The sequence below is a fragment of the Acidovorax sp. SUPP2825 genome, assembly GCF_030158995.1.
Classification (GTDB): domain Bacteria; phylum Pseudomonadota; class Gammaproteobacteria; order Burkholderiales; family Burkholderiaceae_C; genus Paracidovorax.
Window position 1 is genome coordinate 272,040 of sequence record NZ_BQXK01000005.1, and the last position, 21,229, is coordinate 293,268.

At 65.9% G+C, this 21,229-nt stretch carries 14 protein-coding genes; 11 read left to right on the forward strand and 3 right to left on the reverse strand.

Going from position 1 to position 21,229, the window contains the following annotated elements; translation table 11 throughout:
* Positions 1–42 precede the first annotated feature (42 nt).
* Genes AVAK2825_RS09055 through AVAK2825_RS09070 form a run of 4 tightly spaced genes read left to right on the forward strand, consistent with a single transcriptional unit; the run spans position 43 to position 4,776 of the window.
* Complete coding sequence (locus tag AVAK2825_RS09055; protein ID WP_284396881.1) at positions 43–1,053, forward strand: zinc-binding alcohol dehydrogenase family protein; 1,011 nt, start codon at positions 43–45, stop codon at positions 1,051–1,053.
* A gap of 13 nt (positions 1,054–1,066) precedes the next feature.
* Complete coding sequence (locus AVAK2825_RS09060) at positions 1,067–2,203, forward strand: mannitol dehydrogenase family protein (protein ID WP_284396884.1); 1,137 nt, start codon at positions 1,067–1,069, stop codon at positions 2,201–2,203.
* Positions 2,204–2,249: 46 nt separating this feature from the next.
* Positions 2,250–3,791, forward strand: a complete 1,542-nt coding sequence (locus AVAK2825_RS09065) for a UxaA family hydrolase (protein ID WP_284396885.1) — start codon at positions 2,250–2,252, stop codon at positions 3,789–3,791.
* A 34-nt stretch (positions 3,792–3,825) separates the two neighbouring features.
* The gene (locus tag AVAK2825_RS09070) at positions 3,826–4,776 is read left to right on the forward strand and encodes a sugar kinase (RefSeq protein WP_284396892.1); all 951 of its coding nucleotides are present in this window, start codon (positions 3,826–3,828) and stop codon (positions 4,774–4,776) included.
* A 197-nt stretch (positions 4,777–4,973) separates the two neighbouring features.
* On the opposite strand, the gene AVAK2825_RS09075 is transcribed toward AVAK2825_RS09070, so the two are convergent.
* Both AVAK2825_RS09075 and otnI read right to left on the reverse strand, forming a co-directional pair.
* The gene (locus AVAK2825_RS09075) at positions 4,974–5,744 is read right to left on the reverse strand and encodes an SDR family NAD(P)-dependent oxidoreductase (protein ID WP_284396894.1); all 771 of its coding nucleotides are present in this window, start codon (positions 5,742–5,744) and stop codon (positions 4,974–4,976) included.
* A 144-nt stretch (positions 5,745–5,888) separates the two neighbouring features.
* Complete coding sequence (gene otnI, locus AVAK2825_RS09080; protein WP_284396897.1) at positions 5,889–6,686, reverse strand: 2-oxo-tetronate isomerase; 798 nt, start codon at positions 6,684–6,686, stop codon at positions 5,889–5,891.
* A 422-nt stretch (positions 6,687–7,108) separates the two neighbouring features.
* On the opposite strand from otnI, the gene AVAK2825_RS09085 reads away from it, so the two are divergent.
* The 3 genes from AVAK2825_RS09085 (at position 7,109) to AVAK2825_RS09095 (ending at position 11,868) form a co-directional block, all read left to right on the forward strand.
* Positions 7,109–8,581, forward strand: coding sequence for a class I SAM-dependent methyltransferase (locus AVAK2825_RS09085; protein ID WP_284396900.1), 1,473 nt, complete (start codon positions 7,109–7,111; stop codon positions 8,579–8,581).
* 510 nt (positions 8,582–9,091) lie between these two features.
* Positions 9,092–11,404, forward strand: coding sequence for a type VI secretion system Vgr family protein (locus AVAK2825_RS09090; protein ID WP_284396904.1), 2,313 nt, complete (start codon positions 9,092–9,094; stop codon positions 11,402–11,404).
* 11 nt (positions 11,405–11,415) lie between these two features.
* Entirely contained in the window at positions 11,416–11,868 is a 453-nt protein-coding gene (locus AVAK2825_RS09095; protein ID WP_284396913.1) for a hypothetical protein, read from the forward strand.
* Positions 11,869–11,887: 19 nt separating this feature from the next.
* Here AVAK2825_RS09095 and AVAK2825_RS09100 read toward each other — a convergent pair whose 3' ends face one another.
* The gene (locus AVAK2825_RS09100; RefSeq protein WP_284396915.1) at positions 11,888–12,880 is read right to left on the reverse strand and encodes a DUF2169 family type VI secretion system accessory protein; all 993 of its coding nucleotides are present in this window, start codon (positions 12,878–12,880) and stop codon (positions 11,888–11,890) included.
* Positions 12,881–12,936: 56 nt separating this feature from the next.
* Between AVAK2825_RS09100 and AVAK2825_RS09105 the strand changes: the two genes are divergently transcribed.
* The 4 genes from AVAK2825_RS09105 to AVAK2825_RS09120 are packed head-to-tail and all read left to right on the forward strand — an operon-like array spanning position 12,937 to position 21,049.
* Complete coding sequence (locus tag AVAK2825_RS09105; RefSeq protein WP_284396918.1) at positions 12,937–14,214, forward strand: hypothetical protein; 1,278 nt, start codon at positions 12,937–12,939, stop codon at positions 14,212–14,214.
* Entirely contained in the window at positions 14,211–15,326 is a 1,116-nt protein-coding gene (locus AVAK2825_RS09110) for a 3-oxoacyl-ACP synthase (protein WP_284396921.1), read from the forward strand. Before AVAK2825_RS09105 ends, AVAK2825_RS09110 begins: the two co-directional genes overlap by 4 nt.
* 3 nt (positions 15,327–15,329) lie before the next feature.
* Complete coding sequence (locus AVAK2825_RS09115; RefSeq protein ID WP_284396924.1) at positions 15,330–20,186, forward strand: DUF6531 domain-containing protein; 4,857 nt, start codon at positions 15,330–15,332, stop codon at positions 20,184–20,186.
* Positions 20,183–21,049, forward strand: coding sequence for a hypothetical protein (locus AVAK2825_RS09120; RefSeq protein WP_284396929.1), 867 nt, complete (start codon positions 20,183–20,185; stop codon positions 21,047–21,049). Before AVAK2825_RS09115 ends, AVAK2825_RS09120 begins: the two co-directional genes overlap by 4 nt.
* Positions 21,050–21,229: the final 180 nt, after the last annotated feature.

Consider the following 21,229-nt stretch of genomic DNA (forward strand, 5'->3'; position numbering starts at 1 on the left):
CGAACCCACCCACCCCTCTTTTTCCTGCATTGCGAGCCCCCCATGCTGACCGTCATCTGTGAAACCCCTGGCACCCTGCGCGCCGTGGAGCGCGAACGCCCCGTGCGCGGAGAGGGCGAAGTGCTGCTGCGCGTCAAGCGCGTGGGCGTGTGCGGCACCGACCTGCACATCTACACGGGCAACCAGCCGTTCCTGCAGTACCCGCGGGTGATGGGGCACGAACTGTCGGGTGTGGTGGAAGAGGCCGTGCCCGGCGGGCGGCTGGCGGTGGGCGACGTGGTCTATGTCATGCCCTACCTGTCGTGCGGCACCTGCGTGGCCTGCCGGCAGGGCAAGACCAATTGCTGCGTCAACATCCAGGTGCTGGGCGTGCACCGCGACGGCGCGTTCACCGAGGTGCTTTCGCTGCCCGAGGCCTTCGTGCACCGTGCCGAGGGCGCCACGCTGGACCAGGCCGCGATGATCGAGTTCCTCGCCATCGGCGCGCACGCCGTGCGCCGGGGCGACGTGCAGCCCGGCCAGCGCGTGCTGGTGGTGGGAGCCGGCCCGATCGGCATGGCCGCCATGATCTTCGCGAAGCTGCGTGGCGCGGAGGTGACAGCCATCGACGGCCGCCAGGACCGCGTGGCCTTTTGCCAGCGCGAGCTGGGCGTGGCCCATGCCGTGGCGCTGGGCGAGGGCGACGAGGCCCAGCTGTCCGCCGCCACGGGCGGCGAGTTCTACGACCAGGTGTTCGACGCGACGGGCAATGCCAAGGCCATCGAGCGCGGCTTCGGCTTCGTGGCGCACGGCGGCAAGTACGTGCTGATCTCGGTGGTGCGCGACACCATCACCTTCTCCGACCCCGAATTCCACAAGCGCGAGACCACGCTGCTGGGCAGCCGCAACGCCACCACCGAAGACTTCGAGACCGTGCTGGCCGCCATGCGCGCGGGCCAGGTGCCCACGGCGGCGCTCAACACGCACCGCATGGCCCTGGCCGACGTGCCGGCCGATTTCGCGCGGCTGCTGGACCCCGCCCAGGGCGTGGTCAAGGCCCTGGTGGAAGTCTGAGGAACGCGCTGCCATGGTCCAACCCATCCTCCAGTTCGGCACCAGCCGGTTCCTGCAGGCGCACGTCGATCTGTTCGTGTCCGAGGCGCTCGCGGGCGCTGCCGGCGCGGGCGATGCGCTGGGCGGCATCACCGTGGTGCAGACCACCGACCGCCCCGACGGCGCGGCCCGCATCGCGGCGCTGGCGCGCGGCGAGGGCTACCCCGTGCGCATCCGGGGTCTCGCCGGCGGCGAGCGCGTGGACCGCACCGTGCAATGCACGGCGGTGCGCGAGGCCTGGCAGGCCGCCACGCACTGGCCCGAGCTGCGCGCCGCCGTGGCCGGCCCGGTGCGCGTGATCGTCTCCAACACCGCAGACCGCGGCTACCTGCTCGACGACCGGGACGGCCCCGCCGCGCTGCGCCCGGGCAGCGCGCCACCGCACAGCTTTCCCGCCAAGCTGCTGGTGCTGCTGCACGGCCGCTGGCAGGCCGCGCCCCAGGCGCCGATCACGCTGCTGCCGTGCGAACTGGTCGAGCGCAACGGCGACGTGCTGCGCGATGTGGTCGCGGGCCTGGCGCGCCAATGGGCGCTGCCGGCCGAATGCACCGACTGGCTCACGGCGCACTGCGTGTGGGCCAATTCGCTGGTGGACCGCATCGTGTCCGAGGCCATCGCGCCCGTGGGCGCGGTGGCCGAACCCTATGCCGTGTGGGTGGTCGAACGCCACCCGCGCCTCACGCTGCCGTGCACGCACCCGGCCATCGTGCTCACCGACGACCTGGCGTTCTACGAGCGGCTCAAGCTGCTGCTGCTCAATGCCGGCCACACCTACCTGGCTGAGCGCTGGCAGCAGGAAGGCCGCGCCGCCGGCGAGACCGTGCGCGAGGCCATGGCCGATGCCGCGCTGCGTGCCGGGCTGGAGACGCTGTGGGCCGAGGAGATCCTGCCCGTGTTCGGCGCCCTGGGCGCACGGGCGCAGGCCGAGGCCTACCTCGTCGATGTGCGCGAGCGCTTCGAAAACCCGTTTCTGGACCACCGCATCGCCGACATCGCGCAGAACCATGCGCAAAAGAAGCAGCGCCGCTTCGGCCCCCTGGTGGCGCTGGCGGCCGAGCATGCCCCGCACCTGGCCCAGCCGCGCCTGAAGGTGGCCCTCGCCGCCGCCTGACCCTTTCATTCCCTGTTTGCCACCGCCCTGCCGCGCAGCCCCGACGATGAACACCGACCTGCAGTCCACCCCGCCCCTGGCCCTTCAGCTGGGCGCTGCCGACAACGTGGCCGTGGCGCGCCAGGCGCTGGAGGCCGGCACGCGCCTGTCCATCGGCGGGCACGCCGTGCAGGTCCGCGAGCCCATCGCCTCGGGCCACAAGGTGGCGCTCGTGTCCATCCCGCGCGGCGCGGCCGTGCTCAAGTACGGCCAGGGCATCGGCATCGCCACGGCCGACATCGCGGCCGGCGACCACGTGCACGTGCACAACGTGGGCATGGCGGCATCAAGCCACGGCCACAGCGCGGGCGTGGGCTACCGGCCCACGGGCGCGTTGCAAGAAACGCTGACCTTCGACGGCTTCGTGCGCGCCGACGGCCGCGTGGCCACGCGCAACTACCTGGGCGTGATCGCCAGCGTGAACTGCTCGGCCACCGTGTGCCGCCACATCGCCGATGCCTTCAGGGGCGAGGCGCTGGCCGCCTACCCGCAGGTGGACGGCGTGGTCGCCATCACCCATGGCAGCGGCTGCGGCATGGGTGGCAATGGCGAGGGGCTGGAACTGCTGCAGCGCACGCTGCGCGGCTACGCCAACCACCCCAACTTCGCCGGCGTGCTGGTCATCGGCCTGGGCTGCGAGGTCAACCAGATCGCGCCGCTGGTGGAGACGCTGACGGCGCGCGCGCCCGGCCTGTTCGCCACGCTCACCATCCAGGACGAGGGCGGCACGCGCGAGACCATCGCGCACGGCAAGGCCATCCTCGGTGACATGCTCGTCCAGGCCAACGCAGCGCGGCGCGAGCCGGTGCCGCTGCGGCACCTGGCGGTGGGCCTGCAGTGCGGCGGATCGGACGGTTACTCGGGCATCAGCGCCAACCCGGCGCTGGGCGCGGCGGTGGACCTGCTGGTGCGCCACGGCGGCACGGCCATCCTGTCGGAGACGCCCGAGATCTACGGCGCCGAGCACCTGCTCACGCACCGCGCCGCCACGCCCGAGGTCGCCGCCAAGCTGCTGGATCGCCTGGCCTGGTGGGGGCGCTACGCGGCGCTGCACGGCGGCGATCTGAACAACAACCCCTCGCCCGGCAACAAGGCCGGCGGCATCACCACCATCCTGGAGAAGTCGCTGGGCGCGGTCGCCAAGGCCGGCTCCACCGGGCTGATGGACGTGGTGGGCTATGCCGAGCCCGTGCGCACGCAGGGCCTGGTCTTCATGGACACACCCGGCTACGACCCCGTGTCCGCCACCGGCCAGGTGGCCGGCGGCGCCAACCTGATCTGCTTCACCACCGGCCGGGGCTCGACCTACGGCTGTAAGCCCACGCCTTCGCTCAAGCTGGCCACCAACACGCCCATGTTCCAGCGCATGGCGCTCGACATGGACTTCGACTGCGGCGGCATCGTGGAGGGGCGCCAGAGCATCGCCGAGGCCGGCGAAGCGCTGTTTCGCCTCATGATCGCCACGGCCTCGGGGCAGCGCAGCAAGAGCGAGGACAACGGCCTGGGCGACAACGAATTCCTGCCCTGGCAGCTCGGGGCCGTGATGTGACCGACCGATAACTCTGTGGATGGACGACGCCCCGATGCAACCCGACTCCCTTGCGCTCGATGTTCTCACCGTGGGCGAGCCCATGGCGCTTTTCATGGCCACCGCCCCGGGCGAGCTGCATGCCGTGGCCGACTACCGCCGCGCGGCGGCCGGCGCCGAGTTGAACGTGGCCACCGGCCTGGCGCGGCTGGGGCTGCGCACCGGCTACATCACGCGGCTGGGCGCGGACTCGTTCGGCCGCTTCCTGCAGGGCGAGATGGAGCGCGAGGGCATCGACCGCCGCCACGTCGCCACCGATGCCGCGCACCCCACGGGCTTCATGCTCAAGACCCGCGCCGAGGACGGCAGCGATCCGCAGATCGAATATTTCCGCAAAGGCTCGGCCGCGAGCCACCTGAGCCTGGCCGATGCGCCGCAAGGCGCGTTCCCGGCCCGTCACCTGCACCTGACCGGCATCACGCCGGCGCTGTCGCCCAGCACGCGCGAGCTGGCCTTCCACCTCGCGCGGCAGGCGCGCGCGGCGGGCGCCACGATTTCGTTCGACCCCAATCTGCGTCCCCGGCTGTGGCCCTCGCCCGAGGCCATGGCCGAATGCATCAACGCCCTGGCGGCGCTGTGCGACACCGTGCTGCCGGGCCTGGGCGAAGGCCGCACCCTCACGGGGCGCGATACCGCCGAGGGTGTGGCCGACTTCTACCTCGCCCAGGGCGCGCGGCAGGTGGTCGTCAAGCTCGGGCCGGAAGGCGCCTTCTACGCGCAGCAGGGCGGTGCGCGGGGCACAGCGCCCGGGTGCCCGGTGACTCGCGTGGTGGACACGGTCGGCGCTGGCGACGGCTTCGCAGTGGGCGTGGTCAGCGGCCTGCTCGAAGGGCTGGACCTGGCCCGCGCTGCGGCGCGCGGCAACGCCATCGGCGCGCGGGTGGTGCAGTTTCCGGGCGACTCGGACGGGCTGCCCACGCGGCAGGAACTGGGCGACGGGGTCTGACGACACCCCTTGCCCAGCAGAGCATCCCGGAGCGAGGAAGGCGAAGAAGGCTACAAGCGGTTGCTATTAAAAGTATAGCTATATGCCATAGTACTTATTGCGGTGGAGACCTTTTCAATGCACGACCTGTATGCGCCTTGCGCCGGACCGGCCTGGCGCCTGTCCATTCACTCCATTGAACGGGCGCCGCCGCCCCTTCACTGCTCCGTATAGTGGTAGGTCAGCCCGCCATCCACCGAATGCGTGCCGCCGGTGATGTAGCCCGCGTCCTCGCTCGCCAGGAATGCCACCAGCCCCGCCACATCCTCCGGCATGCCCAGCCGGCCCATCGGAATCTGCGCCTGCAGCGCCTTGAGCTTGGCTGGGTCGTTCAGCAGCTTTTCGTTGATGGGCGTGGCGATCGCGCCCGGCGCCACGTTGTTGATGCGGATCGACAGCGGCGCCAGTTCGCTGGCCAGGTTGCGTGCCAGCATGCGCAAGGCGCCCTTGCTCGCGCAGTACGAGGCGAAGTGCGGGAACGCGATCTCTTCGTGCACCGAGCTGATGTTCACCACGGCGCCGCCGCGCTGCAGTGCGCGGCGGTGGCGCACGAAGGCCTGGGTGGCGAAGAACAGGCCCTTCACGTTCGTGTCCATCACCAGGTCGTAGTCTTCTTCGGTCACGTCCCAGAAATCGGCATGGCGCTCCACGCCGGCGTTGTTGACCAGGATGTCCAGGCCGCCCAGCGCCTCGACCGCACGCTCGACCAGCTGGGTGGCCGCGCTGGCGGTGCCGATGTCGGCCGCTACATAGACCGCGCGGCGGCCCAGCGCCTGGATCTGTTCGATGAGTTCGCGCGGCCCGCCGTCGGGCTTGCGGCCGTTGAGCACGACGTCGGCGCCCTCGCGAGCGAAGCGCAGCGCGATCGCGGCGCCGATGCCTTGGGTGCTGCCGGTGACGAGGGCGGTTTTCTGGGAAAGGCGTGGCATGGGGAAATGCTCGGTGGGGGATGAAGGAAAGGCCGGCCGGAGGGGCGCCGGGCGATGTGCCATTTCATCCCCGTTGGCCTGCCGGCCGTGTCAGCCAATGGCGCAAGGGGGCCATGGCCCGGCAGGTGTGCGGGCCGCCGTCCCTCACCAGAAGGGCCGCAACCCGCCGAGTCCCGCGCTGGTGCCCCCGGGTACCGCGCCGCGCGCGGGCCGGTATTCGCAGCCGATCCAGCCCGGGTAGCCCAGTTCGTCCAGCAACTGGAACAAGTAGGGGTAGTGGACCTCGCCCACATCCGGCTCGTGCCGCTCGGGCACGCCCGCGATCTGGATGTGGCCTACCCGGCCCGTGGGCACGTACTGGCGGATCTGGGTGGCCAGGTCGCCTTCGACGATCTGGCAGTGGTACAGGTCCATCTGCACCTGAACGTTCGGCGCGCCGATCTCGGCCAGCAGCGCATGGGCCTCGTCCTGGCGGTTCAAAAAGTAGCCGGGCATGTCCCGTCCGTTGATGGGTTCGATGAGGATCTGCAGCCCGTGCGGCGCGGCCATCGCGGCCGCCACGCGCAAGTTGGCCACATAGGTGGCGCGCACCTCGCCCCGCGTGCGGCCGGCCGGCAGCAGCCCCGCCATCACGTGGATGCGCGGCGACTGCAGCGCTTGCGCGTAATCGATCGCCTGCACCATGCCGGCGCGAAACTCCGCCTCCCGCCCCGGCAGGCAGGCCGTGCCGCGCTCGCCCGCGTCCCACTGGCCCGGTGGCGCGTTGAACAGCACCTGTTCGAGGCCATGGGCCTGCAGGCGCGCCGCCAGTTCGGCGGGCGGGTGGCCATAGGGAAAGAGAAATTCGACCCCACGAAAGCCGTCACGTGAAGCCGCGGCGAAACGGTCGAGGAAATCGAACTCCGGGTAGAGCAGGGACAGGTTGGCGGCAAAGCGGGGCATGCGATACGGCTTTCGGGCGCGGGCGATGGCTGCGATTTTCTGGCGCTGAGGCGACCGCTGCGAGGGGGCTCGTCGAGAGATTTGAGAGCGCCGCTCACACGTCGTCGTCACGTGCTGACTGGATTGCCATTTCTTTGAAATGATTTAACGAAACGTTGATCGGGTGTCGGACACGGCAAGGGCATGGAATGAATACTCCGATGTGTTTTGTGGCCTGGATCCGCAATGCAATGCCCTCGACGTCATTCATTACACACGGGTACGTGCCCATCCACAGGGCGCCGACGACCCGGTACCAACCGAGCACATCAGCGGACACATCGGCGACTTCGCAAAAAGCGACAGAGCTTCGCATTCCTGGACTGGGACAGCGTCGTCCCTGTCGATTATGCGCACTCCTTTTTTAAATGAAATTGAGAATCATGAAGATTGACGCCCATCGCGGACTACTCAAATGCGTCTTGCCTCCGAAGGACAAGGACTCCCAGCCAGATCTGCAGCGCACGCAACATGGGGGCTGTTCGAAAGCGGGGAAAGTGCTATCGACGGCCGCACGTGCCATTGGCCTTCCAACCATCCGAAGCGGGGCCTCCAGCAAAAGTTCGAAGATTGCGGCGCCTCGAAATGCAGATATCCAGAAGTTGCCAACTGCGAGTCAGGCCAATAAAGAGCGTGTCGACGCAACCGTTGGAAAAATCAGGTTGATTCACGCAAAGATGAAGCCTCGGCTCGATGCGCACAAAGAGCATGTGAAGAATGATCAAAATCGCACGCAAGCGTACATTGCCGATGGGCTCGAACCTTGCGATGAGGTCAATGAATGTCTGAATTCACTGGTGACGACATGCAACGAGGATTATTCTGCCGAACAGTCCCGGGCCATAAGAAAAAATCTGAGCGATATCGCATCAGATCTGCAAGAAATTTCCAATCTTTCAGAAGGGGAGATGGAAAGAATTGCTTTGGACTACATTTTCACTGTTTTTAAAAATACAAGCATTCCTGTGCTGCATGCCGGTTTGAATAATAAAGACGATAAAACCGCACATTTGAAAAAGATCGTGTTCGATGTTCCGAGCAGCAAAAAGATTGCCGGCGTGCAGGAAAGCCATCAGTTCTCTTTTCCATACCTCGATAATTACGACAAGATGGCGGAGAATGAGCTGCGCTTGTTGACGAAAGACAGTTCAATTCCTGATCTGAAGGGCAAGACCATTTCATTCGTCGGTGCCGGTTTTCCGCTTTCCGCCATGATGTACCATATTCATTCGGGCGCCAAAATCCAGTTGGTTGATATTGATCAAGGTGCTTGCGAAAGGGCCGAGGCTTTTTTGGATATCTGCGCCGAAGCCAATATCATTGATCGCAGTGATTTCTCTGTCGCGCAGGGTGACGCCAGTAAAATCAGATATGTTCGAAAATCGACGGACGATGTTGGAGTGCAAGCTGCCGAAGACAGGGCAGGTGCCTCGTCGGACAATGCAGAGGTATCGGAATTGCAGAGCGATATCCTTATATTCGCCGCCGCACTGCCCAGCGAAGTCAAGGCAGCCGCCTTGAACAATATTTCTTCCCGGGGTCTGGATGTGATCAATCGATGCACCTCCGAAACAAATAATCTACTTTATCCGTCCACCAAATTGTCTGCCTTGCAGAAAAGGTATGGACTGGAAGGTGGTTCTCGTGTTTTTTCGGTGGAAAAGGTCATGTATCCAGAATACGCCTATAGAAACAAGATTTCTATCAACGCGGCGGGTGTTCCAGTCAATAAAAATGGAGTGCCAGTGATTGAAACCAATAAAATCAACCAAAATACCGCCCAGAAAATTGGCGTTGCCGTCAATCCCGCATCGAAGGGGAGCCTCTCGAAAAGGCTTGGCAATTCCTTGTCCTGACAGCGCTTCCGTGTCCAGCCCGTCTGCTTGAAGAAAGGCTGTCGGACCGAATCCATGCCACTGGGCGAAGTCCAGCGCACCGAGACGGCGCTGGCGCTGTAGCGGGTGGTGGCTTGGAGCATCAATCGGCCGATGCGCCTAGGGCGGTCAATGCCGTATCGGGCCGCGGCCCCGCTGTTTGAGAAGGACGAGCAGCAAGCGACGGCGCAAGTGCGCCACCAGAAGAAGACTCGAAGGAGGCGCCGCAGTCGAACGTGCGGTGGTGCGGCTGGTCGGCTCCACAGGGCGGCTTCCTGGACCACCAGGGCAATATTGGGCTTGGCGCCAAGACGGTGGCTTGGCATGCCGGCCGCATTGCATGCAGGGGATGCGGTGTGTTCTGATGCCTCTTTGAGATGCGTGTCGTGCAATGCCCTTGAGCTGGCCTTGTTTAATCGATGGATTGTCATTATTGCTGGCTATGATCGCGGCCTTTAATCACAGCGATTACGCCGATAGGGGCTTGCTCACATGACACGCCGCGTCACGATCCAAACGCCATTGGGAGAACAGCTGCAGTTTCGCCGCCTGCAGGGCAAGGAATCCTTGAGCGAGCTGTTTGCGTTGGATGTGGACCTGCTGAGCGAGAGCAAATCCCTCGACCCCAAGGCGTTGCTGGGCAAGCACGCCACGGTGGAGGTGGAGACCGAAGGCGGAGGTCGGCGCTACCTGGACGGCATCGTCACCCGGTTCGGCTTGCAGGGCGAAGACCACCGGTATTACTCCTACCGCCTGCGCTTGAACCCCTGGCTGTGGCTGGCCACACGCAAGAGCGACTTCAAGATCTTCCAGAACAAGACCGTGCCCGACATCATCGAAGAGGTGCTCGGCAAATACGGCCACCCCCTGCAAAAGCGGCTCACGCGGGCGTATCGCAGCTGGGATTACTGCGTGCAGTACGGCGAGACCGACTGCGCCTTCGTCTCGCGCCTGATGGAGCATGAGGGCATCTATTACTACCACCAGCACAGCGCGGGCCAGCACATCCTGACCCTGGCCGACGACATCGTCGCCTCGCACAGCCCGCTCGCGGGCGCCGCCGTCATCCCGTTCTACCCGCCTGAGAAGGCCGCCGTCGCCGACAAAGAGAACATCCACGCCTGGGAGCTGCACCAGGCCATCCACTCCGGGCGGCACTACAACGACGACTACGACTTCAAGAAACCGCGCGCGGACCTGTCCAATATGCGCCAGACCCCGCCGGGGCACGCGCACGACGCCCACGAAATCTACGAATGGCCGGGCGGGTACACCGAATTCGGCGACGGCGAAGCCTATGCCCGGGTGCGGCTGCAGGAAAGCCTCACCGGGCACAGCACCGTGCGGGGCCAGTCGCGCCACCGGGCGCTCGCTCCGGGCTACACCTTCACGCTGGAGAACTACCCGCGCGAGGACCAGAACCAGGCCTACCTGCTCACCGGTCTCGAATATCACTTCAAGGAAAACCCCCAGGTCAGCGCTGCTGCGCCGGGCCCCAAGGGCACGGCGCAGGAAGAAGGCTCGTTCCAGCGATTCACCCTGCTGGCCCAGCCCACCAGCGTGCCCTACACCCCCGCGCGCACCACGCCGAAGCCCAGGACCACCGGCCCGCAGACCGCCGTCGTCGTCGGCCCGCCGGGCGAGGAGATCTGGCCCGACCAGTACGGGCGCGTCAAGGTGCAGTTCCACTGGGACCGGGTGGGCGCCATGAACGAGAACTCCAGTTGCTGGGTGCGGGTCTCCAGCAGCTGGGCCGGCTCCGGCTTCGGGGCTATGTTCATTCCTCGCATCAACATGGAAGTCGTGGTCGACTTCCTCAATGGCGACCCGGACTACCCCCTCATCACCGGCTGCGTGTACAACGCCGACAACATGCCGCCGTGGGCGCTGCCGGCCAACGCCACGCAGTCGGGCATCAAGACCCAATCGAGCAAGGGCGGGGCCTTCGGCGACGGACTGAAGAACGGCGCGGGCGATGCCAATGCCATCCGCTTTGAGGACAAGGCCGGGGCCGAGCAGCTGTGGCTGCATGCGCAAAAGGACCAGCTCACCGAAGTGGAGAACGACGAGGACAAGTGGGTCGGGAACGACCGGCGCAAGACCGTCGACCGGGACGAGACCAACGTCATCCACCGCGACCGCACCGAGACCGTGGACCGCGATGAAACCATCACCGTGCACAACAACCGCACCGAGCGGGTGGACCACAACGAGAAGATCAGCATCGGCGACAACCGGAACGAAGACGTCGGCATCGACGAGACGGTGAGCATCGGCAACAACCGCAGCAAGACCATCGGCCGCAACGAAAAGGACAAGATCGGCAACAACTGGTCGATCAAGGTCGGAAGCTTCAAGACCGAGACCGTCGGCCTGGCCTACCTGCAGAACGTGGGGCTGGCCAAGATGATGAACATCGGCGCGGCCTACAACGTGAACGTGGGCGCGGCCATGGTGGTCAACGTGGGGCTGACGCAGAGCACCAACGTGCTGATGGGGCGCTCGGTCACCGTGGGGCAGAGCCAGACCAGCAAGGTGGGCAAGGACCGCACCGACAGCACCTCCGACAACTACACCGAGAGCGTGGGCAAGAACGCGGCCACGACGATCGGCGAGGTGCGCACGCTGTCGGTCGGCAAGGAAATGTCCGTGACCGTGGGCGACGCCATCGAGATCAAATGCGGCAAGGCGGTGCTGCGCATGACCAGCGACGGCACCGTGCAGATCAACGGGCAGACCATCAACGTGGCCGGCAGCTCCAGCGTGACCGTGGCGTCGCCCAACACCAACGTCAATCCCACCTGACCGGAGTCCGCATGGCGCTCGCACAACCGTCCTCCGTCGATGCTTCGCTCTCTTCTTCGCCGTCTCACGGCGATGGTGCAGGCGCGACCCCATCCGTCACGATGTGCCAGGCCACGGTGCGCGCGCAAGCCGGGCAGGGCGCCTACAGCGTGGCGTGCGGCGCGGAGACGTTGGATGCCAGCGTGGGCGTGATGCTGCCTGCGCTCGTGCCTGGCGACGAGGTGCTGCTGGCACGCACCGGTGCAGGCCACGCCGTCATCACCGCCGTGCTGGTGCCTTGTGCCGCCGTGCCCTGGAGCGACCGGTCCATCCGTTTGCAGTCGAATGACTCCATCACGCTCTCGTCCGGCGCCGCGACGCTGCGGCTGACGGCCGAGGGGCTGGCCCGCATCGTGGCCCTCACCATCGAGCACGACGCGCGCGACCTGGTGGACATCGACGCCGCCGAAGTCCGGATCAACTGAACGGCGGCCGCCGTCCGTTTCAGAGATGGACCTGCACCGCCTCCACTTGGCCATGGATTTCCTGCGACAGCGTGTGGCGCCAGGTCAGTGCGAAGTGGCCATGCTCGGGCTCGATGGTCACGGTGTCGAAATGCGGAGACGCGGCATGGCGCTTGCCGCCGCCGGCCGTCCAGGAAACGTGGGGCCGGATATCGGGCAGGATGATCTGCGACGGGCCCTGGGCACTCAAGTGGAGCCACTGGATCGATGTGCCGGGCTTCACCTGCTCGAAAGAAAACTGCATCCGTGGATGCGCGCAGTTCCAGGCCGCCGGGTCGAACGATCGGGGCATCCGTCCCACGATGCCGGGCACCTGCCACTCCGCCGGCCCATAGCTGCCCAGCAGCTTGCGCCGTGGCAGCCAGGTGCGGCCGAAACACCCGAACCCCGCGGGCGAGGGCGTATCGCCCGCTGCGTGGATCAACTCGTCCGGCCATTCGATCCGGGGCAGCGGCAAACCATCGGGCGGCAGCCCGGCGCTGAAGCCCAGGCCCGTGGGGTTGGCGGGGGCGAAGGCCTGTGCATCGGCAGGGTCCTGCCCACCGTAGGCCAGGTGATAGGCCACGGGCACCTGCAGCGCGGGTGCCTGCTCCACCGCCACCGGAAACAAGCCCAGTCGCTTGCGCCACACGCGCTCGCCGAAGACTCGCACCACGCGCGCCTCGCGTCCTACCGTCACGCCCGCATCGAACGCGGCGACGGGCTTGCCGCCGGGCGCGTAGGCCACCGCGTTGACGATGACATCCACCCGCGGCTTGAAGGGCACCAGGTCGCTTTCGAAGCGCACCACGCCCTCCATGCCCGGTGCATCGAAGAACTGGTCGCCACGCAGGATCGGCAAGCCCGTGCCGTGCGGCGCCACCCGATTGCGAAAGTCCAGCGTGGCTTTGACGACCACGGTCTTTTGCAGCCCGCCATCTGGCCCGTAGCCCGGAAGGATTTCCGCGGCGAAGGGCGTCAAATTTTCCAGCATCGTATGCATCCTTTTTGCTTTCGGCCTTGCCATGCGCCAGCCCCGAGGGGGTCTGCGTGAGTGTCACCCGTCTTCCCCTGGTGCGCGCCATCGACATCCCGGTCATGCGCGCATTGCCCCTGCGCATGGCGCGTTCGCTGGTCACGCAGTACTGGCGCCGCACCCACATGCTCACGCTGCCCGCACACCGGCTGGAGGCCCTGGCGGTGTTCGACGACAGCATCGTCCAGTGCCTGGCCTCGCTCAAGCTGCATCTGTCCCATGCGCCTGCGATGGAATCGGATTTTCATGCGGAAATCGCCGCCGCAGGGCACGAATTGCTGCAGGAAGGCCCCGCCGTTTTTGCCCACGCCTGCATCGAAGTCCTCAAGCTGCAGCTGGGCCGGCCCGCCGATGTGGCCCCCGACCTCTGGAACGGCCATCTGCAAGCCCACCCCGCCGCGGTCTTCCATGCCTTGCGATTCGCTTTCGATGACGCCGTGGCCAGCTATCTCGCGCCGCGCGCAAGCCAGGCGGTTCAGCAGCAGCACCTGTCGCTGGTGCGCCTTCTGATGCGGCTCGCCATTGCGCGGCCCGCGGTGTCCGATGCGTATGCCGATGCCATGGCGGCCATGGCCGAGCCCCTGCCCGGCGGCTTGGCGAATCTCTGCCATTGGCGTTGCGTGGCCCGTGCCGACGAGGCCAAGGCGCTGCGGGCCGTGGAGCAAGGCGAGGACGCCGAAGCAGGGTTGATCTCCCTGGCGCTCATGGGCAGCCCGCAGGAGACCACGGCCGCCAAGGCGATGCTGGCGCGATGGCCCGACTCCCCGGTGGCGCTGGCCCTTTGCGCGGCGCGCGCAGGGCACGATCTGGCCGTTGCCTTGCGCGAGGGCCGCTTTCCCGCCATGGCCTGGACGCAGCAGCTGTATGCCGCCGCCCTGGTCGGCGACGGCCCCTTGCTGCGCCAGCTTGCGGCGCACACGCCGTGGGACGACGAACTCGCATGCCGGGCACTGGCCGACAGCGTGGCATTGCTGGCGGGCGTTCCCTGCGATGGGCTGTTCGACCGAGCCCGCCCGGCCGGCGACCGCGCCCATTGGGCGGACGCGGCCCTGGCGGCGCTGCCCAGCGCCGGCCCGCCCCTGCGAATCGGCAAACCGCGGCCATCGGTCGTGCTGGAAGAGGCTGCCGCGTGCGTGGGTGCACCGCTGCGCCGCCTGCTGTACATCGAACATGTCTCCCGCATGAGCGGCGCGCTGTGGATCGAGGCCGATGACCTGGCCGGCGTGCAGGCGCTGGCGCTTCAGACGGCCTCCGTGTTCGAGCGGGCCGTCTTTGCCGGGAGTGCGCCATGACGCCGCTCACCATTGCGGCCACCGGCGCCTGCACGCCCATCGGCACGCGTGCCTGGCAGACCCGCAGCGCCGTGGCCAGCCGCTTTGCGGCCTTCACCCGCCAGCCCATCACGGGCCACATCGATCACCAGGCCACGGTGTCGCGCGTGCAGGCCATCGAGGCCGACTGCACCGGCATCGATCGGCTGATCCGGCTGGCCGCGCCGGCCCTGCACGAGGCGCTGCAAGGCCCCACCACCGCACCCACCGCGGCATGGCCGATGGTCCGGCCCATTCCGGTCTTCATCGCCCTGCCCGAGCCGCTGCCTGAGCTGCGCGGCGCCATCGACGCCCAGCGATTCGCGCTGGAGCTGCCGCGCGCGCTCGACGTGGCACCGGAGTTCCTGCCGCTCATGCTCTACACGGGCGGGGCGGTGGCCGGGGCGGATGCCCTGGCTGCGGCATACCGTTTCATGCAAGAGCACCCCAGCGTGCCGGAGGTGGTTTGCGGCGGCGTGGACAGCGGGGTGGACCCCGCCACCATCGATGTCTTCCACCAACGGCGCTGGCTCCGGGTGAAAGGCCACACGGAGGGATTCATCGCCTCCGAAGGGGCCGCGTTCGTGCGGCTCGCCCGCAAGCCCTGTGCGGCGAACTACGTCACCGTGTTCCCGCCCGCGTTTGCGCAGGAGCCGGCCTCCCGGGTGGGCAGCGAAGCCATCCTGGACGGCGCTGCGCTCATCGGTGCGGCGACCCACGCCTTGAAGGCCGCGGACATCCCCGCCCAGGCGCTGCAGTCCTACTGGAGCGACATGGACGGAAGCCCGTGGCGAGGCAGCGAACTCATGAACCTGAGCGCCCATCTGGCTGCGCAGCACGGCCATCCCGCCATGCACGATCCGGCTGCGTTCCTGGGCGAAGTCGGCGCCGCCTGGGTGCCTTTGCTGCTGAGCCTGCTGCACGAGATGCGCCAGGGCTTGCACCACCCCCACAGGCCCGTGGCGCTGAGCGGCCACGCGGGCCTGCAGAGCGTGACCGGTCTTGGCACCCGCGTGGCCGCCTGGGTCGCCACCTGGAATCACACCCGCGCACCGATTCCATCCCCATCCACCCGCAACCGCGAAGCTGCCTGACCCATGGCCACGTACGTCAACGACCGCCGGGCGATCCACGAGGGGCGCAGCCCGGCCATGATTCCCGGGCCCATCAACCCCGTCTTCCCCAAGCCCAACGGACCGCCGGTTCCGATCCTCAACATGGCCCACGGGCCGGGCCTCAAGAACGGCACGGCCACCCTCAAGATCGACGGCAAGCCCGTCTCCGTGGCCGGTAGCCGGTTCGAATCCATTCCCGCCACGCCCGATCGGCTGGGCGGCATCGCCGGCGTGCGCTCCACCGTCGTGGGCGGCGCGGCCGAGCCCACCAGCTACAGCAGCGACACCAAGTTCGAAGGCAAGGGCAGCGTTCGCTCGTTCGACACGACCAAATCCAACGCCCTCGTCATCAACCCCGGCTGGGCCATGCGCCTGGCCATGAAGGCGCTGCCCGGCCCCTACGACCAGCTGGCCCAGAAAGTCATCGAAAAGCTCCCCGGCGCCTTCGGTGACCAGTTGAGCGCGCTGGGCGAGTCGCTCACCGACCCGAGCGTGCTGATCGGCCCCGCGCTCAAGCTGGTGGGCAAGCTCATTCCCGGTGTCAATCTGGTGGTGGGCGGTGCCGCCATGGCCGAATCCGCCATGCAGATCGCAGAGCTGGCCCAGGAGGTGCAGGACCTGCTCACGCCGCCCCTGACCGACGAGAAGATCGACCAGATCGCCGACGTGATCGCCAATGGCGTGGCGGCCATCACCATCGGCTTCGTGCTCGGCAAGATCGTGAAGCGCGCCAAGTCCAGGATCAATGCGGTTGCCAGCCGGCAGAACAACCAGGTCAACCCCAACACGCAGGCCAAGATCGTCGATGACGTGCACGTCGGCGCACCGGGCGGCGCCCACTGCGAACTCGGCACCTGCCACCCGGTCATCTTCGCCACCGGCGTCAAGATCCTGTCGGAAACCGACTTTGCCTTGCCCGGCCTGCTGCCGCTGGAATGGCGGCGCTTTTACCGCTCGGCCGACCGGCGCCCCGGCTGGCTGGGCTGGGGGTGGAGCACGCCCTTGAGTATCGAGCTGGCCCTGGTCCACAGCCATGTGCATTACTACGATGCCCGGGGCCGCAGGGTGCAGTTGCCGCCGCTTTCGCCCGGGCAGAGCCACTTCGACGAGCGAGAAAAGATCACGCTGCAGCGCCACGAAGACGGGCGCTACAGCGTCGAGGCCACCGATGGCCTGCGGCACGAGTTCGCCAAGCCCGTGCCCGGCCAGTGGCGCCTTCCCCTGGCGCGGCTGCGCGACCGCCACGGCAATGCCATCACGCTGCACTACCCGGCCTATGACGAAACCGGCGTGGACGGCATTGCGCCGCGCCCCACCGGCCTGACCGACAGCGCCGGGCGCGAGTTGCACTTCGGCTGGACCGAGGCCGGCCTGCTGGCCGAGGTGCGCCTTGCGCCCCGCACCCTCGATGGCGTGCAGCATCAGGGCGGGGTGCTGGTGCGTTATGCCTACGACAGCGCGGGCAACCTGGAGGGCGACAAGGGGGGCAAGGGCAATAGCCAGGCCAACCTCGCCAGCGCCACCGATGCGCAGGGCGGCACCACGGCGTACCGCTACGAGAACCACCTCATGGTGGCCTACACCACCAAGAACGGCTTCACCCACCACCAGCAATGGAGCCGGCTGGATGCGGGTGGGCGCGTGGTGCGCACCTGGACCGACACCCCCGGCCTGCTGGACACCCGCTTCGAATACGACCTGGGGATGCGCACCACCCATGTCACCGATGCCCTGGGCCGGCGCACCAGCTACCACTACAACGGGCACAACGAAGTCGTCGCCGTCACGGAAGCTGGAGCGGACGGCCAGCCCGTGCGCACCGAGACGCAGATGGACCGCGCCGGCAACCCCGACACGACCACCGACGCCCTGGGCCGCAGCACCCGCTGGCAATGGGACGCCCGTGGCAACCTGACCGCCGTCACCGACGCGGCCGGCGCCACCACGCGGCTGCGCTACAACGCGCTGAACCTGCCCACCGAGATCACCGACGCCCTGGGCCACGTCTGGAAGAACGACTACGACGCGCGCGGCGACCTGCGCGAGCACACCGACGCGCTGGGCCACGCCACCCGCTACCAATACGATCCGCGCGGCCTGCCCGTGGCCATCGAGGACGCCCACGGCAAGACAAAACACCTGCAATGGGACGCCGCCGGCCAGCTCACCGCCTACGCCGACTGCTCGGGCCGCACCACGCGCTACCAGTACGACATCCTGGGCAACCTGGCCGCCAGCGTCGATGCCCTGGGCCAGGCCACGCGCTACCAGCACGACGCGCTGGGCCAGTTGCGCATCGTCACCGAAGCCGACGGGGCCGAGCACCGCTACGACCACGACGTCCAGGGCAACTTGGTGGCCTACACCGACCCCAAGGGCGCCATCACCCGCTATGCGTACAACGGCCTGGACCAGCCCGTGCAGCGCCAGGACCCGCAGGGCCAGAGCCTGCATTACCGCTACGACGCGGTGGGGCGCCTCGTGGCACTGCAAAACGAGAACGGCGCCTGGTACCAGTTCCACTACGACGCGGCCGACAACCTGGTGCAGGAGATCGGCTTCGATGGCCGCATCCAGCGCTACCGATACAACGCGGCGGGCGAGCTGACCGAGCTGCACGAACGCGATGCGGACGAGCCGCCGGACACGCCGTACGACATGGCGCCCGATGCGCCGTTACCGAAGCGCACGCACTTCCAGCGCGACCTGCTGGGCCGGCTGCTGACCAAGGCCCACACGAACGGAGAGGCGGCCAGCTACACCTACGACCTGCTCGGGCGCATGGTCGGCTGCGCCAACGCGCAGGCCCAGGTCCGGTTCGCCTACGACGCACTCTCGCAACTGGTCGAGGAAACGCAGGTCCATCTGGGCGATGCCCAGGCAGACAGTGCGCAGGCCCAGGCGGATCGGCACTTCACCTTCCGCCACGCCTACGACGCGCTGGGCAACCGAACAGAGAGCGTGCTGCCCAGCGGCAAGAACGTGCAATGGCTGTACTACGGCTCCGGGCACCTGCACCAGATCCGGGTGGATGGCCACACGGTCAGCGACATGGAGCGCGACGCGCTGCACCAGGAGATATCGCGCACGCAAGGGGCGTTGACCAGCCGCTACGGCCTGGACCCCATGGGCCGGCTGGTGGCCCACAAAGTGAGCCGGGAAGCCGCCTTGCAAACGCTGCCCGGCGCAGCCACGCAGGCGTCGTTGCGGGACCGGGACCCACCACCCGGAATGCCCGGCCCACCGGGCCTGTCCAACCTGCTGGCCCGTCTGCCACACCTTCCTTCAGGCCATCGGATTGCGCGGCACTACCAGTACGACCGGGGCGGCAACCTCACGGCCACGCAGGACAGCCTGCGGGGCGCCAGCGAATACCGCTACGACGCGCTGGGCCGCATCCTGTCGGCGCACAAAGGCACGCGGAGCACGACGCAAGGTACGCAGCAGGGAGAAGACCGCGAGCAATTCACGTTCGATCCGGCCGGCAACCTGCTCAACCCCAACCGGGGCGGCGAGCAGAGCGCCGGCGGCGTGAGCCACGAGCGGGAGAAGGTGCCCACCAACCGACTCACCGTGTACCAGGACCTGCGGTTCACGTACGACCTGCACGGCAACGTCGTGCAACGGCTGGTGGGCTGGCACACGGTGCAGAACTATCGCTACAGCGCGGAGCACCAGATCGTGGAGGCCACCGTCACGCGTTACCGGGAGCGTCCCGCGCTGCAATCGGTGCGTGCTGCCGGCCAGGTGCAGGCCGAGCCTGGAGCCACCGTGCAGACCACGCGTTACCGGTACGACGCGCTGGGGCGGCGCATCGACAAGACGGACGCCTTCGGCAGGACCCGGTTCGTGTATGACGGCGACCTGCTCGCGGGAGAAATACGGGGCAGCAAAGTCAGCGAATACCTGTACGAGCCGGACAGCTTCGTGCCGCTGGCCAAGCTGGAGTCGGAGGCGAAACAGGCCCCAGCGCAAGAAGTACTAGGGCAAATTGCTATGGAAAATGTAGCAAATGAATCGTCTGAGGCAAAATCCTTTGCCGTCTATTACTACCAGTGCGACCAAGTAGGCGCGCCGCAGGAGTTGACGGACGAGGCGGGAAGGATCGTGTGGGCGGCCAGCTATAAGGTGTGGGGGCAGGCGCAGGCGCTTCAGATGCTTCGCACAGGCACCGATGGGGAAGCTGCGGTGTTCACTGCAAGTGACCGGCCATTGACTCTCGCGGCCCAGGGCGATCTCCAGGCTCTCAATTTAGTGGAGCAGCCGCTGCGGTTTCAGGGGCAGTATTTTGATGGTGAAACCGGGCTGCATTACAACCGGTATCGTTATTACGACCCGGTGACTGGGCGTTTTGTACATCAAGATCCTATCGGTTTTGCTGGGGGAGGAAATTTCTATGAATATTCTCCGAATCCTTGGAGTTGGTTTGATCCTCTTGGTCTAGCAAGGCGTCCCCCCCACAATTTGAAAGCCAAAGTCAAGGGGAAGGATGGTGCGGTTAAATCTGAGCAGGATTATGTCAGTGGTGGGATGACTGAAGAGGATAAGGCGTTAGGTTATCCGCTCTGCACCTTGGTTACACATACTGAAAGGAAGGCTTTGAATGAAGGAAATTATTCTCCAGAAGATTCCATAGAAATGGATGGGCAGTATGCGCCATGCTCCCACTGCAAGGGAGCTATGAATACGGCCGTAAATAGTGGCAAAGTTGCTGGTATTAAATATACTTGGGATGGTAAAGTGTGGGAAGCAGGTGATGCGGCTAAGAAGGCTAGGGCCAAGTCAAACTCCAAAAAGGCTGCGGGCGTTTGTACTCTGGGAAAAAGAAAGAGATCATGAGTAATTTTTCTGAGATTGATTCACTGCAGTCGTGGATGTCGCAAACTGCAGAGCGACAAGAGTATATCTGTGATGAGATATTGGAAAGGCTGCCTGATCGTTTTCAATTGGCTGAGCCCTTTCGTTCAATTGAATCTAAAAGTCAGTCGAAAGTGGATATTCCGTGCTTCTATGACGAGGAATACGAAACCCCCTTGAGCTTAGTTTTCGGTGGGTTTTTTGATTACGGCATGAGCGATGCGCATAAAAAAGCCATTCAGGCTTTGTGCTCTCCAGATGAATGGCAGATGCTGAAAACCTTGGTGGAGGGCCGTGTCTCACCAGAGGAGAAAGCCGTACGCCCATTTCTGATGAGCAGGTTTCCGCTTTTTGAATGGGTGGCGGAAGAAAATATCGATTTGTCTGGCGATTTGGAACGGCCTGATTTTTCGGCAGAAGAGGGGCCTTACCCCATCTACTTGTCAACCAGCGAGGCTGAAAAATTCTTGAGCAAAAGCGGCTACCGCTTACCGTGTGACCATGAGTGGGAATATGTGGCAAAAGAGCTGCGGTCGAATATTTTCATTGGCGGAGATAAGTTGCCCCGGGGCGATCTTTCAAAAAATGTCTGCCTGACGTCTTTCGGGAGTGCTTCGAAGAATAAAAAAGCCTCCAATTTTTTTGGAATCGCAGGGCTCGGTTTGGCAGCGATGACCAAGGTGGAGGGCCGCAATGGCGTGATGGTGAGGGGCGGTGCTTCCGGTTTCTATCCATTCCAAGGCCCGGCGCAATGGGCGATGCTTTCTACGGAGCTTCAAATCCCCCTGCAAAATATGCCCGGTTCTTTGGCGGGCATTAGGCTGTGCATGGATATTCCGAGTTGAGTGCGGCAAGAAACAAGGACCTCCAACGTATCTTCCTCGATTGTCGGGCTGTAGGGAGCCTCTCACAACCCCATGTTTGACGAATCCGAATAGGGAGGAGTGGGCGCCAGTAGCCGTTTGAGCGTGATGAGGCCCAGCAGCGGTCTGCGCCTGGGTGCATGAGGGGCCTTGCAGGCCCGG

Excerpts from the sequence above, each read along its gene's own strand:
- AVAK2825_RS09055 (WP_284396881.1), top strand. The coding sequence starts at position 43 with ATGCTGACCGTCATCTGTGAAACCCCTGGCACCCTGCGCGCCGTGGAG.
- AVAK2825_RS09060 (WP_284396884.1), top strand. The coding sequence starts at position 1,067 with ATGGTCCAACCCATCCTCCAGTTCGGCACCAGCCGGTTCCTGCAGGCG.
- AVAK2825_RS09065 (WP_284396885.1), top strand. The coding sequence starts at position 2,250 with ATGAACACCGACCTGCAGTCCACCCCGCCCCTGGCCCTTCAGCTGGGC.
- AVAK2825_RS09070 (WP_284396892.1), top strand. The coding sequence starts at position 3,826 with ATGCAACCCGACTCCCTTGCGCTCGATGTTCTCACCGTGGGCGAGCCC.
- AVAK2825_RS09075 (WP_284396894.1), bottom strand. The coding sequence starts at position 5,744 with ATGCCACGCCTTTCCCAGAAAACCGCCCTCGTCACCGGCAGCACCCAA.
- otnI (WP_284396897.1), bottom strand. The coding sequence starts at position 6,686 with ATGCCCCGCTTTGCCGCCAACCTGTCCCTGCTCTACCCGGAGTTCGAT.
- AVAK2825_RS09085 (WP_284396900.1), top strand. The coding sequence starts at position 7,109 with ATGAAGATTGACGCCCATCGCGGACTACTCAAATGCGTCTTGCCTCCG.
- AVAK2825_RS09090 (WP_284396904.1), top strand. The coding sequence starts at position 9,092 with ATGACACGCCGCGTCACGATCCAAACGCCATTGGGAGAACAGCTGCAG.
- AVAK2825_RS09095 (WP_284396913.1), top strand. The coding sequence starts at position 11,416 with ATGGCGCTCGCACAACCGTCCTCCGTCGATGCTTCGCTCTCTTCTTCG.
- AVAK2825_RS09100 (WP_284396915.1), bottom strand. The coding sequence starts at position 12,880 with ATGCTGGAAAATTTGACGCCCTTCGCCGCGGAAATCCTTCCGGGCTAC.
- AVAK2825_RS09110 (WP_284396921.1), top strand. The coding sequence starts at position 14,211 with ATGACGCCGCTCACCATTGCGGCCACCGGCGCCTGCACGCCCATCGGC.
- AVAK2825_RS09115 (WP_284396924.1), top strand. The coding sequence starts at position 15,330 with ATGGCCACGTACGTCAACGACCGCCGGGCGATCCACGAGGGGCGCAGC.
- AVAK2825_RS09120 (WP_284396929.1), top strand. The coding sequence starts at position 20,183 with ATGAGTAATTTTTCTGAGATTGATTCACTGCAGTCGTGGATGTCGCAA.